Source organism: Streptomyces sp. Rer75 (assembly GCF_013414305.1).
GTDB lineage: Bacteria > Actinomycetota > Actinomycetes > Streptomycetales > Streptomycetaceae > Streptomyces > Streptomyces himastatinicus.
Map to the genome: position 1 here is coordinate 7,797,464 of NZ_CP058693.1, position 14,172 is coordinate 7,811,635.

Below are 14,172 nucleotides of genomic sequence, written 5' to 3' on the forward strand. Positions count from 1 at the left end.
GGGGCTGTTTGGCCCCGGGCGGTGCGATGACACACGGCTGGGAGTGAGGTGTCAGTGGGATGACCGGACGCGGTTTGCGGGAACCTCATCGCGGGTCCGGTCCCGGGCGCGACCGCCCATCTGGTCCCAAAATCGCCGCAGATCCGGCACCGCCGCCTTGCGCTGCCATGCTGCCCGTCGGCGGAACCGCAGATACAACCAGGCGTGGAGCTGCACGAAATTGAGCAGCCCGCGCTGGTTGATGCAGAACAATTCGTTGAGTTCCATGCGGCACTCAGGGCCCTTGGGGGGATACGGGCACAGCATGAACGGGCAGTCATCGGCACACTTTGAGCCTGGCGGAGACTGCGGTGCCTCGCCGATGGGCGTACGCATCGGATCCAAGGACTCGCGGCTTTCGGTCAGACACGGTGGCAGCAACGGCGGAGCCTTCCGGTCCACCCGTGCCAGACGACGTTGCAGTTCGTCCTGATGGTCGCCCCGTTCCTCGGCGAGCACGGCGAGTATGAGGACATCGGCCAGCAACTGCTGCGCTGCCGGATCGAGGGTGCTCCAGCCAGTGGAAGGAGGTATCCAGAGGTTATGCGCGCGAGGCTCGTGCAACGAGGAGGTCTCCGAGCCGATCTGTGATGCCACACCGGCCTCGTCAATCCATAGAAATCGGTCCGGATGCCGGGTCTCCAGTGCTTGTCGGGACATCCTGGCCGCCGCCCGCACCAACGGGTGCTCGTTCCGGGGCCTGACCCTTCTGCCGTCGTCATCGTGCCGGTGGAGCCAGTGGCGCACCTGCGCGCGAGGGTTGGATCCATGGCCGTGCAACGGCTGCCGCTGCGCGATGTTGTCGGGAAGCGCCCACAGCGTGAGGGCATGGAGAAGGGTGAGCCGGGTGAACCAGAAATGTGTTTTCCCGAGCATTTCCCACGCCTTTTCGCTGAGGAAGTCTCGAGTGTCGTTCGGCCGGGAGGGAGGATGGCGGTGGTTGGCGGCCTGCTTGAAACCCTGGGCAAGGGCAACTTCCAGTCCCCTGTCGAGCCGCTTCTCTTCCATCGCCTGCGTCAAACGGCAGAGCACTGAGTATGGCGTGTCCTGGTGGTGGGCGAGTGTGCAGGAATCCACCAGCATGGGGCTCAGCCAGGCCCGCATGATGTGCTGACGCCGTTGCTTTTCCTCGTCTTCCTGCTCCCGGTCCTCGTGGTCGCGCTCTTCCCTCCGCTCCTCGCGAATCCGCTCGTCGCGTAGCTTGCGACGAAGCCGCTCGCTCTTGGTCGAGTCGGATGGCCGTTCCTCCCGATCTCCGGGGGCTCCGGACTCGTGTCCTGTCCGGGAGGCGTTCTCCGGACAGGCGTCGCCTGACAAGGGCAGTGTGAGTTTCTCCTTCAGAGCGTAGAACGCGGTGTCACTGCCCGCGCCGATCTCCCGCGCGATGGCGAATCGCACCGCGTGGGAACGTTCGTCACAGGCCAGGTCGAACAGCAGGTCGTATGCGGTCTCTTTCTCCGTTGCGTCGGGATTACGCCCAGCCAACAGGCGGGCCGTCGCCCCGATCCGTTTGACCAGGCCCGTTTTGGCGCAGTCGAGCTTGCGCTCGTTGTATTCCTGGACGTTCGGCCATTCATCCTGGATTTTCTTGACGATGTTCCGGTGCTGAGGCTGATCATCGAAGCTGTCGATGTCCAGCGCGGCGGAGTACATCTCCAGGGCCTTGATCCGTAGATCCTGCTCCTCGTCGCTGTCGCCCCACACGTCGCCTCGGGTCAGCGCGTTCTCTGCTGCTCTTCTGAGCAGTTCCCTGCTGTGGTGTGTCGTGCACAGCTGTGGCGCTGTCCTGCAACTGCATATGCACTCGAGTGAGCGGGAATGGAGTACGAGGGCTGTGCTGAGTTCCCTGCCGGGGCGTTTCAGCGCCTTTATGAAGTAGTTCGATCCCTCAGGGCCATTCTTGGTGCTCTGCTCGAGCAGGGGGGCCATGTACCGGGAGGCCAAATAGGCCTGCATCACGCTGTGCCGGAAGCGGATGCCCTGTCCCCGGTCGTCCACCAGGCCCAGGCGGCTGCCCCAGCTACCGGCGGTACGTGCGCCGATCCGAATCTTTTCCAGTAGTTCGGGCTTCACGCGGTTGTGCAGCCGCTTCGTGATCGCCGCAAGGGCCTCCCGGTCCATACGGCTGTCGGCGTCGCATTGCTCGGTGAGAGCATTGTAAGAGACCTCGGCGGAGCTCTCCCACAGCGCGGCGCACGCAAGGGCGGACAGATACTCCACCGTCATGCGTCGCCCCAGATGGGAAATGGGCTGTTCGGGGAAGAGCGCGCCGTCGATGAGCGCCTCGGTCCAGGCTTCCAGCAAGTCGTACCGCAAAGCCCATTCGTCCTGATCGCGCGTGTCCGACGGATCGTCTCCGCCACCGATGATCGGGGCCAGTCGTCCCAGCGTCTCCAGTTCCCTGGCAATCTCGAGGTAGAGGGGGGATCCGGCGACATTGGCCGCCTCCACGACCCAGTCCAGCCGCTGCTTGTCGGAACGCCAGTTGCTGCCCGAAGAAACATAGGACAACGCGGCCTCTTCACTGAGTGGTTCCAGCGCCGTGAGTGCGGCTGGCACCGCCTCCAGGGAGTCGTTGGGACGGGAGGTGACGACTAGGGGAACCATTGCCTCGTCAGCCTCGGTGATGGCTTGGCGGATGAGGTTGTCGCGGTCGGGGTGCTTTCTGAGCGCTTCCTCAAGGCCGTCGGCCAGTACGACGACCCTGTCCTGCTGATAGCGCAGGCGCTGCCAGATCTTCTCGCCTTCCGACGGCGAAAGTGTCTTGTCCGAGACCTCTTCGAGGAAGCGCTGCCGGGCCAACTCGGCGAAATTCAGTTTCTGCCTGGCGTCCGTCATGTCTTCGACGTCCTGGATGTCCCGCAACTGTAGGACGACAGGCGCGGCGCCCTTCCGGGCAAGTCGCTCAGTGAGGCGCACGAGAAGCGCAGTCTTGCCGACGCCGATCGTGCCTACTATCACATGCGGACGTCGACGGTCCCTGTCGCGCAGATCGGTCATCAGGGCGTCACACAGCGGGTCCCGTCCCACGACCCGCCCGATGATGCTGCCGGGCTTGACCAGATTGCTCGGATGGCGCCTCGCCTTGCGCAGGTAATACCGCCGTACCCGTCCGAAGCGCCAGAACACGAACCAGGCCACGATGAACACGGCGGTCGAGGAGGTTCCGATGGCTCCCAGTGCCGTCTCTTCCTCGTCGAAGAAACTCCGCAACGGCGCACCGGCCCAAAACAGGTGGACTATCCACATGAGATAGAGGATGGAGAGCGCGCCGACGAGCACCGGCCACGTCCAGGACCGTGGCCGCGACCAGCGGCGTGGCGTGCGAATGCCGCGGGCGAGGAGCCAACGGCTACGGCCTGCGCGCCATATCGTCACCACGGGCCAGCTCACCCGTGAAGCGAAGCGGCGCAGTCGGCCGGCCGGGGCGGGGCCGGGCGGTCCGGCCGTAAACGTGCTCTCCAACGTCTGCTGATTAACAGCGTTCACCGGGCCTCCCTTCGCCATGGGGCAGGCGAGGGAGTCAGAGCCGTATGCTCGCGAGCCCCGATGAGCTATGAGCATGGGGGCCGCCACCGTGCTGAGGAGGCCGTTCGCCCCTCTTCTTCACCGTAGGCGGGGCGTGCTGTGGTTGCCACTGGGCTGCGCCCCGCCTCGGAATCAGCGGGGTGAGCGGACGCGGTCCAAGGGGAGACGGGCGGTCGCGGATTTCCCGTCGACCGGGGCGTTGAACTCGCGGACGTGGCGGAGTTCTGTGTCGGTCAGGGCCCGGTCGTAGACGCGGACCTCGTCCAGGGCGCCCGTCATCCGGGAGCGGCCGTCGACCGCCTCGCCGAGGTGCAGGGCGAAGGGGGAGGAGCGGCTGATGGTGCCGGGTGCGTCGGGCGCGGAGACCGGGGCGGTGCCGTCCACCGTGAGGGAGAGGCGGCCGCCGGTGCGGGTGAGGGCCAGATGGTGCCATGCGCCGTCGTTGTGGGCGGCGGTGGTACTGACCGAGGCCGAGGTGTAGGTGGCGGGGCCGTTGACGGTGGTCATCAGGGCGCGGACGCGGTTCGCGGACGGTTCGCCGCGCACCCAGACCTGGGCCTGCTTGCCGCCGATGCCGCCCATCCAGAGGAAGGGGTGCTGTCCGGAGGCGGCGGAGTAGCGGAACCACAGGCTGATGGTGAAGTCACGGGTGCCGAGCGGCAGCGAGGAGCGGTAGGGGAGGCGTACGGCGTCGTCCGTGCCGTCGAAGGCGAGCGCTCTGCCGAAGCGGCCCTCGGCGGTCCCGGTGGCGCCGCCGAGGACGGTCGCGGGGCGGGCGCGGGGCGAAGCGGATCTCGTCGCGGGCGTCCACCGCGCCGCCCTCGTACATCAGCCCGACCGTGCCGGGCGCGACGAGGGCCATGTCGGAGTAGCCGGACCAGTCGGTGGTGACCACCTTGCCGCGGTCGGTCCCCTCCCAGCTGCGGGCCTCGTCCCAGGAGGAGCGGATCATCATGGTGCGGCGCCGGTCGGGGTCGGCGGGCGCCGCGAACAGCAGGCGCCCCCGATCGTCGCGGCCCGCGTCGCGCAGCCGCAGGACCGAGCCCTGCACCATCGGCGTGGACAGGTCGGGGATGGTGCGGAAGGGTGCGGCGAAGCTCTCGCCGCCGTCGTGGCTGATGGCGTAGTCGCGGTGGCCGAGGTCGGTGCCGTCCTGTTCGCGCCCGTTGACGTAGACCGAGCCGTCGGACCGCTCCAGCAGCGTCATCTCCGACGGCTTCTGACGGAACGTGCCGTCCTGCGCGATCGGGTACGAGTCCACCGCGCCGACCTTCCAGCGCCTGCCGCCGTCGTCGCTGTAGGCGAGGGCCGCGTGGTTGGCGGTGATGCGGGTGCCGTCGTGGCTCTCGGTGTTGACGGTGAAGAGCAGCCGCCCCTTGTGCGGCCCGTGCTTCAGCTGGATGCCGTGCACCGGCCCGGTGGCGTACCAGGAGTTCCACGCCGGGGGCAGCAGGGCGGGGCTCAGATCGCGCGGGGTGGACCAGGTGGCGCCGTCGTCGTCGCTGTGCTGGAGGTGCGGGGTGCGGTCACACGGCACGTCACAGCTCTGGGAGTCGTCCCGGCCGGTGTTGTACGTGCTGGCCAGCAGGATCCGGCCGGTGCGGGTGTCCACCACGGGCGCCGGGTTGCCGTGGGTGTCGCCGCCGCCCTCGTTGACCACCTGTAACGGGCCCCAGGTGCGGCCCCCGTCGGTGGAGCGCTTGAGCACCAGGTCGATGTCCCCGGCGTCGCCGCAGTTGTCCTTGCGGCCCTCGGCGAAGGCGAGCAGGGTGCCGTCCTTGGATGTGACGATGGCGGGGATACGGAAGCAGAAGTACCCCGCGTCCTGGTTGGACTTGAAGAGGATCTGCTGGTCGAAGTCCGCGTCCACGGAGGAGCCGGAAGCGGTACGGGCCGCGGACACGGTGTCGTCCGTGTCCGCGGCCCGTACCGGAAGCGGTGTCAGGGCCAGTGCCGCGGCGGCGAGAAGCACCGAGGCGCGGCGCCGCCAACGTCTGGTCCGGGGGCGTGTGCGGGGATCTGACGCCATGGTCACGACCTGCCCTTCAGAGCCATCTGGACATCAAGACATCACGACATCCCATGTCTCATGGAGACTGTCGCAGAAGTGTCCCGCTTTGCGCCGGGTGGAACAAGGACCGTGCGTCAGGGGATGAGGACGACCTTTCCCCGGTTGGTGCGGGACTCGATGATGGCGTGGGCCTTCGGGGCCTGGTCGAGCGGTATTTCGGCGTGCACGGCGGGGCGCAGGCGGCCCTCGCCGAAGAGCCGCCACAGCTCGCCGCGGTGCTGCGCGTACAACTCGGGTCGGTTCCGGGAGAAGTGAGCCATGGTCAGCCCGGTGATGGTCTTCGAGCCGGAGAGCAGGGCGTGCGCGGGTACGGTGCCGCCGCCGGAGTTGAAGAACACCAGCCGCCCGGCCGGGGCCAGGGCCGCGAGGGCGCGGGGGAGGAGGTCGCCGCCGACGCCGTCGAGCACCGCGTCGACCGGTTCGCCCCAGGACTCGTCCCCGTACGCCACCACCTCGTCCGCGCCGAGGCCGCGCAGGAACGCGGCCTTCGCCGGGTCGCCGACGGCCGCGACGACGCGGCGCACCCCTTGGACGCGCGCCAGTTGGACCGCCAGATGGCCGACGCCGCTCGCGGCGCCCGTGATGAGCAGGGATTCGGTGGGGGAGGGTGCGGCGGCCGCGAGGGCGGCGAGGGCGACATGGCCGCCGCGGACGAGGGCGACCGCCTCCACGGCGGTCGCGTCGTCCGGGAGGGGTGAGGCGGTGACGACGGGGGCGGTGGTGAGGTCGGCGTAGGAGTCCGCGAACGAGATCGCGCTGACCCGGTCGCCGACGGCGAAGCCGGTGACGCCGTCCCCGAGCGCGGCCACCCGCCCCGCGACGTCGCCGCCGAACGACCCCGGGAGCGGCGTACCGGTGTCCCGGACGCGGCGGACCCCGGGCAGGGTCACGCCGATCGCCTCGGTGCGGATCAGCAGCTCGCCGGGGGCGGGCGCGGGCGGATCGGCCTCCTCCAGGCGGAGGACGTCCGGGCCGCCGTGGGCGTGGAAACGGACGCGGCGCATGGGGCCTCCCGGGGCGATTGAATTCATTGGGTGACCCAACGATAGCGGGAATTGTTGGGGCTGCCAACGTTGGGATGTCCAACGATGTGCCGGGTACGCTGAGGCCATGCCCGAGACCCCGTTCGCCCCCGCCCGCATCCGCTCCCTGCCCAGCTGGCTCCTCGGCCGTGCCGCCGCCCGCGGGCACCGTCTGGTGGCGGAGGCGCTGGCCCGGGAGGGGATGCGGATGATGCATCACGCGGTGCTGTCCGCCGTCGCGGAGCTGGGCCCCGTATCGCAGGCGGAGCTGGGGCGCAGCCTCGGCATCGACCCCAAGGACATGGTGGGGATCGTCGGCGACCTGGAAGGGGAGGGCCTCGTCACCCGCAGCCCCGATCCGCGTGACCGCCGGAAGAACGCGATCGCCATCTCGGAGGAGGGCGAGCGGCGGCTGGTGCGGACGCGGCGGCTGGGCGACGAGGCCAACGACGAGCTGACGGCGGGGCTGAGCACGGCGGAGCGCGAGCAACTGATGGCGCTGCTGCGGCGGGTGGCCGAGCCGGACGAGCCGTGCCGCGAGGCGTAGCGGGGGGGCGGACGTCCGGTGGCTGCGGGTCAGTCCGTGGCGGACTGACCCGCCGTGATCACCACGTCCAGCAGCGACCGCGACGTCTCCAGCTCCTCGATCGCGGTCGTCATCCGGTCCCGCTCCCGCCGCAGTTGGCCCAGCAGGTCCTGGCAGGTCGGGACCAGCCGCTCGCCGTCGTCGCGGACGCACGGCAGGACCTGGGAGATGACCGCGGTGGACAGGCCCGCGGCGAGGAGGGCGCGGATGCGGTGCACCGTCACCACATCGGACTCGCGGTAGACGCGGTAGCCGCTGGGCAGCCGGTCGGGCCGGAGCAAGCCCTGCTGTTCGTAGTAGCGCAGCAGGCGTTCGTTCACCCCGGTGCGCCGGGACAGCTCGCCGATGCGCATGGACTTCTCTCCTCCGGCTCCCCGACTTCCGCCGTCAGAGTTTACGAGCGCACATCACGTCGTCGAGCAGCGCCTGGACTTCCTTCTCGGCCGCGAGGAGCTGCTCGTCGTCGGACGTCGTGCCCGTGGTCATGACCACGACCGAGCGTCGCCCGTGGGTGTCTGTGGTGGCCCTGACCGTGCCGCCCGCGAGGTCACCGCCGTGGCCCCAGCGGTCTCCGCCGCAGGTCAGCGGCTGCTGGGCCAGCCCGAGGCCGTAGCGCATCCCGGGGAAGACCTTCTCGTAGTCCGCGTTGACGGCGACGGTCCGGCGCATCTCGGCGAGCTGCGGCGGCAGCAGCAGCTTCCCGCGCAGCAGCGCGGTGTAGAACCGGTTCACATCGTGGTCGGTGCTGACCAGAGAGCCCGCGGAGCCCGCCCAGTTCACATTGCGGACGGTGGTGTCGGTCCACTTGGCTGAATCGGGGAAGCGCTTGTACGTATGCGCGTGCGGGCCCCTCAGATACGGGTCGTCGCCGGGCGCGTAGGTGCCGGTCAGGCCCAGCGGGCGGACGATCCGGTCATGGACCTCCTTGTCCCATGACCGCCCGGTGACCTTCTTGATGATCATTCCGGCGAGGAGGTAGCCGGGGTTGGAGTAGCTCCACTGCGGATTCGGCTCGTCCTCGGCGGCGGGCGGGAAGTCGGGTCGGTGCCTCATCGCTCCGGCGACGATCTCCTCGGGGTCGATGTGGCGGTACCGGTTCTGCTCGAATGCCTCGGCCGTGTCCCCGGTCTCCTCCGTGGGGTCGTAGCGGTAGATGCCGCTGGTGTGCTGGAGCAGGTTGCGGATGGTGATCCGGCTGCCGTCGTTGCCGTTGCCGCTCACCACGCCCGGCAGCCACTTCTCCACCGGGTCGCTCAGCGACAGCTCCCCCTCGGCGACCAACTGGAGTACGACCGTGGCCACGAAGGTCTTGGTGACGCTCGCGGCCCGGTAGTTCGCCCCGTACGGCATGGGGCGGCCGGTGTTCCGCTCGGCCACGCCCGCGCGGGCGCGGACCTCGCGGCGGCCGTCCCGCACCTCCACGGTGATGCCGGTGTATCCGGCGTCCCGGAGGACCCTGGCCACCCGCTGGTGTAGCTCCTTCGAGGTGAGCGCGGTGGGCGCGGCGGACGCGGTGCGGTGATCGGCCGTGGCCGCCGGGACGGCGGCGGCGCCGACGAGGAGGGCGGCGGCCGCCGTGGTGGCCGCGGCGAGACGTAAACGGGCTGTTCTGATACGTCTGTTCATGTCGCCCCAGCCTGCCGGGGCGAGGGGCCCCGGACCATGGAGACGGCCCCCGGGCCCGGGTGGGGGCAGGCCCCGGGCCCTGGTGGGGGCAGCCCTACAAGGTGGCAGGCGCCGTCAGGCCGAGGAGCCACTGTCCACGACCAGGTCGGTGCCGACCACGGAACCCGCCGCCGGGGAGGCGAGGTAGAGCACCGCCGCCGCGATCTCGTCCGCCTCGGCGAGCCGGCCCAGCGGGGTCTGCGTCTTCATCCGCTCGGCACGATCGGCCTCGGTCTCGCCGGGCAGCAGCGACATGGGGCCGTCGGAGGCGCCGGGGCTGACCGCGTTGATCCGGACGCCCTGGTGGATGTGGTCGAGCGCGGCTGCCCGGGTCAGCGCGGCCACCGCCGCCTTCGAGGTGCTGTACGCGCCGTTGCCCGGAACCCGGAGGTGGGCGCCGAGGTTGGACGAGACGTTGACGATGGCTCCGCCGCCGTTCTCCTTCATGTGGGCGATCTGGTGCTTCATGGCCAGCCAGACGCCCGTCACATTGGTGCGCAGCACCGCGTCCCAGTCCTCCTCGCTGACCTCGCCGACCGGCCCCTGGCCGCGGAGTATCGCGGCGTTGTTGACCGCGATGTCCAGCCCACCGAAGCGGCTGACGGTCTCGCGCACCAGATCCCGCAGTCGGCCGGAGTCGGTGACATCGGCGGTGACGGCGGCGGCCCGGCCGCCCGCGGCCTCGATGAGGCGGACCGTCTCGGCCAGGGTGGCTTCGGTGCGCCCCGCGGCCACGACGGCCGCGCCCTCGGCGGCGAAGGCGAGCGCGATGGCACGGCCGAGGCCGGAGCCCGCGCCGGTGACGAGGGCGGTCTTTGCGGTGAAGCGGTTCATCGTATGGCTCCTTGTGCGGTGGAGGAGGGACGGCTCCGCTGGACGCGGAGGTTCAGGGCGGCGGCGGCCGCGAGCGCGGCGCCCGTCGCGGCGAGGGAGGAGGAGTCGCTGCCGAAGGTGAGCACGATGGCGAAGACCACCGTCGGACCCAGCTCCATCGCCGTGTTCAGCACCCCGCCGGCGAGCCCGGTCCGCTCGGGCGGCACACCGTCGGTGGTGAGGACCGCGGCCCCGGCGAAGGAGGCCGCGGTACCGGTCGGCAGCAGCATCAGCCCGGGCAGAAGCCCCGACGCGTACGGGGTGTGGGGGTCGAGCCCGGTGAGAGCCAGCAGGACGAGCCCGGCAGCGGCCGTGGCCAGTCCGGCGGCGGTGACCTTCCGGGGGCCGAAGCGGGCTATGAGCCCTCCCGCCAACCGGCCCGAGGCGAGCAGTGCGACGGCGAACGGCAGGAAGGCGGCCGAGGTCCGCAGCGGGGACCAGTCACGGTCCTGCTGGAGGTGGAGCGAGAACGTCACGAAGGTCATCGCGGTCGCGCAGGCGCTCAGCGCGATGGCCGTGAGGGCGAGGGCCCGCTGCCGGTCCGCCAGGAAGCGGGGCGGCAGGAGCGGATCTCCGGCCCGGTGCTCGGCGTACCAGAACGCGGTGAGCAGCGCGGCTCCGAGGAGCAGCGGCACCAGCACCCCGGCCGACGACCAGGGAAGGGCGTCGGTGACGACGAGCCCGTAACTGGCGAGCGTGATCCCCGCGGTGGCCAGCAGGGCGCCCGGCAGATCGAGCGTCCGGCCCGGGGCCGGCGCGGTGTCCGGAAGCAGCCGGGGCGCGAGCGCCAGGGCGGCCGCGGCCACCGCGAACGGTACGGCGAAGCTCCAACGCCAGGACAGCAGTTCCGCTATGACGCCGGAGAGCACATTGCCCGCGGTCGCGCCGAGCACCGAGAGCCCGCCCCAGGACGCCATCGCCCTCCCGTACGCCGCGGGGGAGGGGAAGACGGCGCGCAGCACGGCCATCGCGGCGGGCGCGATCAGTGCCGCGCCCGCGCCCTGTGCGAAGCGTGCCGCGAGGAGTGTGCCGATGCCGGGGGCGAACGGGGCAGCGGCCGAGGCCGCGGCGAAGAGCGTGAGCCCGGCGCCGAGGGCTCGTCGCCCGCCGTACCGGTCGGCGATGCGGCCACCGAAGAGCAGCAGCCCGGCGAAGGTCAGTCCGTAAGCGGCGCTCAGCAGGATCAGATCGGCGCGCTCCAGGTCGAATGCGCGCCCGATCTCGGGCAGCGGCACGGCGATCGCGGCGAGCGTGAAGATCAGCGTGATCTGGACGGAGCCGAGCAGGGCGAACGCCCGGCGCCGGCGCGTGCCGGTGGCGGTGCCGGTGCCGGTGCCGGTGGCGGTGCTGGCGCCGGTGTCGGTACTGGCACCGCACGGCGGCGTATCCGTGGCGGTCATCTTGTCCCCCAATTTTGACCGATCGGTTTAATATGCGGGCATGAAAAAGGAGCGGCTGCTGTTGTGCCGTGATGTGGGTCGGCCCCGGGGCGGGGCTTCAGTCCAGCAGCGCCAGCGCCTGCTCCGCCGCGTCCCGTACCCGGGCGGGGTCGTCCGACGCCTTGCCCACCACCCGTAGTCCCTGGAGGAGGACGAACAGCATCCGTGCCAGCGCGCGGGGGTCGCGGTCCTCGGGAAGCTCCCCTTGGGCCTGGGCCCGTATCAGCGCGGAGTGCAGTGGGGTCTCCACGTGGTCCCAGCTCACTTCGACTCGGCGGGCGATCACCGGGTCGTGCGGGGCCAGTTCGGCCGCGGTGTTGGTCACCAGGCAGCCTGTCAGTCGGTGCTCCGGGGAGGCGGCCTCCTCGGCGAAGCGGTGCACCAGCGCCCGCACCGCGGGCAGTGCGGGGCCCGGCTGGGACAACTCGGCCAGCAGGGACGGGTCGCGGGTCTCCGCGTAGCGGTCCATCGCCTTCAGATACAGCTCGCGCTTGTTTCCGAAGGTCGCGTAGATGCTGGCGCGGCCGATGCCGAGATGCTCGACGAGGTCCGCCATCGAGGTCGCTTCATAGCCGCGCCGCCAGAACAGCTCGAGAGCCGACTGGAGTGCGGCCTCCGGATCGAATTCCTTCGTTCTGGCCATGGGGAAACCCTAGCACCCATCCAGAACGATCGGTCAATAACTCTTTCGAGGGACAGGGACAGGGACAGGGACAGGGACAGAGGCAGTGCCCTCAGGCGCCGCCGACCGCCGTCGGCAGGGCGAGCCGGTGCTCGCCCGCGTACACGTTCATCGACGTGCCGCGCAGGAAGCCGACCAGCGTCAGCCCCGCCTCGTCCGCCAGGTCCACGGCCAGCGAGGACGGCGCCGAGACCGCGGCCAGCACCGGGATACCCGCCATGACGGCCTTCTGTGCCAGCTCGAAGGAGGCCCGGCCGGAGACCAGCAGCACCGCCCCGGACAGCGGCAGCAGCCCCTGCTGCACGGCTCGCCCGACCAGCTTGTCCACGGCGTTGTGGCGGCCCACGTCCTCCCGTACGTCCAGCAGCTCGCCCTCCGGCGTGAACAGCGCCGCCGCGTGCAGCCCACCGGTGCGGTCGAAGACGCGCTGGGCGGCGCGCAGCCGGTCGGGCAGGGCGGTCAGGGTCTCCGGGGTGATGCGGATGGGAGCGTGCGGGTCGTCCGGCCCGTCCAGCCGCCAGCGCGCCGTGGTGCGGACGGCGTCCAGGCTGGCCTTGCCGCACAGGCCGCAGGACGAGGTCGTGTAGACGTTGCGTTCGAGGGTGATGTCGGGGACGGGTACGCCCGGGGCGAGCTTCACGTCCACCACGTTGTAGGTGTTGGAGCCGTCCTCGGTCGCGCCCGCGCAGTAGACGATGTTCGCCAGTTCGTCCGCGCTGCCGAGCACGCCCTCGCTCACCAGGAAACCGGCGGCCAGCGCGAAGTCGTCACCCGGTGTGCGCATGGTGATCGCCAGTGGCCGTCCGTTCAGCCGGATCTCCAGCGGCTCCTCGGCCACCAGGGTGTCCGGGCGGGTGCTGACCACCCCGTCCCGGAGGCGGATGACGCGGCGTCGCTCAGTGACCCGTCCCATGTCGATCAGTCCCGGTTCTGTGCGTGGTTGCGTGCGTGGTCGTGTGCGTGCTGGGAGGTCTCATTGTCCTGCACGTGGGCCTGAGACCGTAGCCCCGGTGTGCGTAAACTGTAGACAATAACCAATCCGGAACAACCAATCCGGGAATCCGGCCGACGCCGATCCACAGGGGGCGCGATGCTGTCCAAGGGGCTGCCGCAGGGCGCGGTGCCGAGGCTGGAGCGGCCCGGGCCGCTGCGCGAGCGCGTCTACGAGGCTCTGCTCGAACTCATCACCACCCGCGCCCTCCGCCCCGGCCAGCACCTCGTCGAGAGCGAACTGGCGAGCCAGCTCGGCGTTTCCCGGCAGCCGGTGCGCGAGGCGCTTCAGCGGCTCAACACCGAGGGGTGGGTCGATCTGCGCCCGGCGCAGGGCGCGTTCGTCCACGAGCCCACGGAGGAGGAGGCCGACCAGCTCCTCACCGTTCGCACCCTGCTGGAGGCCGAGGCCGCGCGGCTGGCCGCCGCGGGCGCGGGGCCGGAGGGGATCGCGGCGCTGGAGGAGGTGTGCGCCACGGGTGAACGGGCCGTCCTGGACGACGACGTGGACGGCGCGGTGGCCGCGAACGCCGAATTCCATGCCACGGTGATGGCGCTCGCCGGGAACGCGGTGCTGGCGGACCTGGCCGCCCAGGTGCACCGCCGGGTCCGCTGGTACTACACCCCGGTGGCCCGGCAGCGCGGCAAGCAGTCCTGGACCGAGCACCGCGAGCTGATCGCTGCCATCGCCGCGCGCGACGAACGGCGCGCCACGGAGATCATGCGCGCGCACACGGAGCACACTCGCCGCAGCTATCACGAGCGCCCCGGCGACTGACTGCCGAGCGTCCCGGCGACCGACCGCCGAGCGTCCCGGCGACTGACCGCCGAGCATCCCCGCGACTGACCGCCGGTCGTGCGCGTGGCGTCAGCCGCCGGTCGCGCCCGTGGCCTCAGCCGCGGGTCCCGTCCATGCGCTCGACCGCGTCCTTGGCCTCCTTGAGGTCCGCGTTCGTGATCTCGCGGTACTCCTTGATGGCCTGGATCTTCTTGTTCTCGCGCAGCAGGGCCGTCACCCGCTCCATGCCCGGCTCCTCCTGACGGATGCCCAGGTGCTCGAGGATCAGGTCCGCCTTGCGCTCCAGCCGGGCGTTCCGGCGCTCCAGCCGCTTGAGGCGGGCTTCCAGGCTGCCGTACACCACGACGACGACCACGAGGGTTGCATAGCTGGCTATTTCCATGATCGACATGGTACGGCGCGGCCGTGACGGGAAATCGCCCCTGCCTCACCTCTAGTTTGTCCTTCCGCAGGAGAAAGTCCGCATGGATTGCGGCGC

At 70.5% G+C, this 14,172-nt stretch carries 11 protein-coding genes and 1 pseudogene; 2 read left to right on the forward strand and 10 right to left on the reverse strand.

All coding sequences use genetic code 11. The features are described 5' to 3' along the window. Nucleotides 1-51: 51 nt before the first annotated feature. The 3 genes and pseudogenes from HYQ63_RS33635 to HYQ63_RS33645 all read right to left on the reverse strand — a co-directional run bounded on the left by HYQ63_RS33635 (nucleotide 52) and on the right by HYQ63_RS33645 (nucleotide 6,642). Complete coding sequence (locus tag HYQ63_RS33635; protein ID WP_179937538.1) at nucleotides 52-3,528, reverse strand: NACHT domain-containing protein; 3,477 nt, start codon at nucleotides 3,526-3,528, stop codon at nucleotides 52-54. A 171-nt stretch (nucleotides 3,529-3,699) separates the two neighbouring features. Continuing rightward, a pseudogene (locus HYQ63_RS33640) lies at nucleotides 3,700-5,596 on the reverse strand (exo-alpha-sialidase). Between the two features lie 116 nt (nucleotides 5,597-5,712). Beyond that, the gene (locus tag HYQ63_RS33645; RefSeq protein WP_179937539.1) at nucleotides 5,713-6,642 is read right to left on the reverse strand and encodes a zinc-binding dehydrogenase; all 930 of its coding nucleotides are present in this window, start codon (nucleotides 6,640-6,642) and stop codon (nucleotides 5,713-5,715) included. 106 nt (nucleotides 6,643-6,748) lie between these two features. On the opposite strand from HYQ63_RS33645, the gene HYQ63_RS33650 reads away from it, so the two are divergent. After that, the gene (locus tag HYQ63_RS33650; RefSeq protein WP_179937540.1) at nucleotides 6,749-7,207 is read left to right on the forward strand and encodes a MarR family winged helix-turn-helix transcriptional regulator; all 459 of its coding nucleotides are present in this window, start codon (nucleotides 6,749-6,751) and stop codon (nucleotides 7,205-7,207) included. A gap of 29 nt (nucleotides 7,208-7,236) precedes the next feature. On the opposite strand, the gene HYQ63_RS33655 is transcribed toward HYQ63_RS33650, so the two are convergent. The 6 genes from HYQ63_RS33655 to fdhD form a co-directional block, all read right to left on the reverse strand. Further along, entirely contained in the window at nucleotides 7,237-7,599 is a 363-nt protein-coding gene (locus HYQ63_RS33655) for a MerR family transcriptional regulator (protein ID WP_179937541.1), read from the reverse strand. Nucleotides 7,600-7,633: 34 nt separating this feature from the next. Continuing rightward, on the reverse strand, nucleotides 7,634-8,872 hold the full coding sequence (locus HYQ63_RS33660; protein ID WP_179937542.1) for a serine hydrolase: 1,239 nt from the start codon (nucleotides 8,870-8,872) through the stop codon (nucleotides 7,634-7,636). Nucleotides 8,873-8,986: 114 nt separating this feature from the next. Then, the gene (locus tag HYQ63_RS33665) at nucleotides 8,987-9,745 is read right to left on the reverse strand and encodes an SDR family NAD(P)-dependent oxidoreductase (protein WP_179937543.1); all 759 of its coding nucleotides are present in this window, start codon (nucleotides 9,743-9,745) and stop codon (nucleotides 8,987-8,989) included. Further along, a complete protein-coding gene (locus HYQ63_RS33670) occupies nucleotides 9,742-11,184 on the reverse strand; it encodes an MFS transporter (RefSeq protein ID WP_179937544.1) in 1,443 nt (480 codons plus the stop codon). Before HYQ63_RS33670 ends, HYQ63_RS33665 begins: the two co-directional genes overlap by 4 nt. Before the next feature lie 97 nt (nucleotides 11,185-11,281). Further along, nucleotides 11,282-11,866: a TetR/AcrR family transcriptional regulator gene (locus HYQ63_RS33675; protein ID WP_179937545.1), complete on the reverse strand. Its 585-nt coding sequence runs from the start codon at nucleotides 11,864-11,866 to the stop codon at nucleotides 11,282-11,284. A gap of 91 nt (nucleotides 11,867-11,957) precedes the next feature. Further along, a complete protein-coding gene (fdhD, locus tag HYQ63_RS33680; RefSeq protein WP_179937546.1) occupies nucleotides 11,958-12,818 on the reverse strand; it encodes a formate dehydrogenase accessory sulfurtransferase FdhD in 861 nt (286 codons plus the stop codon). Nucleotides 12,819-12,995: 177 nt separating this feature from the next. On the opposite strand from fdhD, the gene HYQ63_RS33685 reads away from it, so the two are divergent. Next, nucleotides 12,996-13,673: a GntR family transcriptional regulator gene (locus HYQ63_RS33685; protein WP_179937547.1), complete on the forward strand. Its 678-nt coding sequence runs from the start codon at nucleotides 12,996-12,998 to the stop codon at nucleotides 13,671-13,673. A gap of 115 nt (nucleotides 13,674-13,788) precedes the next feature. On the opposite strand, the gene HYQ63_RS33690 is transcribed toward HYQ63_RS33685, so the two are convergent. Continuing rightward, nucleotides 13,789-14,085 (reverse strand): ribosomal protein L7/L12, encoded by a 297-nt coding sequence (locus tag HYQ63_RS33690; RefSeq protein WP_179937548.1) that lies wholly within the window; start codon nucleotides 14,083-14,085, stop codon nucleotides 13,789-13,791. Nucleotides 14,086-14,172 lie beyond the last annotated feature (87 nt).

Coding starts and splice junctions, on each gene's coding strand:
- HYQ63_RS33645 (WP_179937539.1), bottom strand. CDS start 6,642: ATGCGCCGCGTCCGTTTCCACGCCCACGGCGGCCCGGACGTCCTCCGC.
- HYQ63_RS33650 (WP_179937540.1), top strand. CDS start 6,749: ATGCCCGAGACCCCGTTCGCCCCCGCCCGCATCCGCTCCCTGCCCAGC.
- HYQ63_RS33655 (WP_179937541.1), bottom strand. CDS start 7,599: ATGCGCATCGGCGAGCTGTCCCGGCGCACCGGGGTGAACGAACGCCTG.
- HYQ63_RS33660 (WP_179937542.1), bottom strand. CDS start 8,872: ATGAACAGACGTATCAGAACAGCCCGTTTACGTCTCGCCGCGGCCACC.
- HYQ63_RS33665 (WP_179937543.1), bottom strand. CDS start 9,745: ATGAACCGCTTCACCGCAAAGACCGCCCTCGTCACCGGCGCGGGCTCC.
- HYQ63_RS33670 (WP_179937544.1), bottom strand. CDS start 11,184: ATGACCGCCACGGATACGCCGCCGTGCGGTGCCAGTACCGACACCGGC.
- HYQ63_RS33675 (WP_179937545.1), bottom strand. CDS start 11,866: ATGGCCAGAACGAAGGAATTCGATCCGGAGGCCGCACTCCAGTCGGCT.
- fdhD (WP_179937546.1), bottom strand. CDS start 12,818: ATGGGACGGGTCACTGAGCGACGCCGCGTCATCCGCCTCCGGGACGGG.
- HYQ63_RS33685 (WP_179937547.1), top strand. CDS start 12,996: ATGCTGTCCAAGGGGCTGCCGCAGGGCGCGGTGCCGAGGCTGGAGCGG.
- HYQ63_RS33690 (WP_179937548.1), bottom strand. CDS start 14,085: ATGTCGATCATGGAAATAGCCAGCTATGCAACCCTCGTGGTCGTCGTC.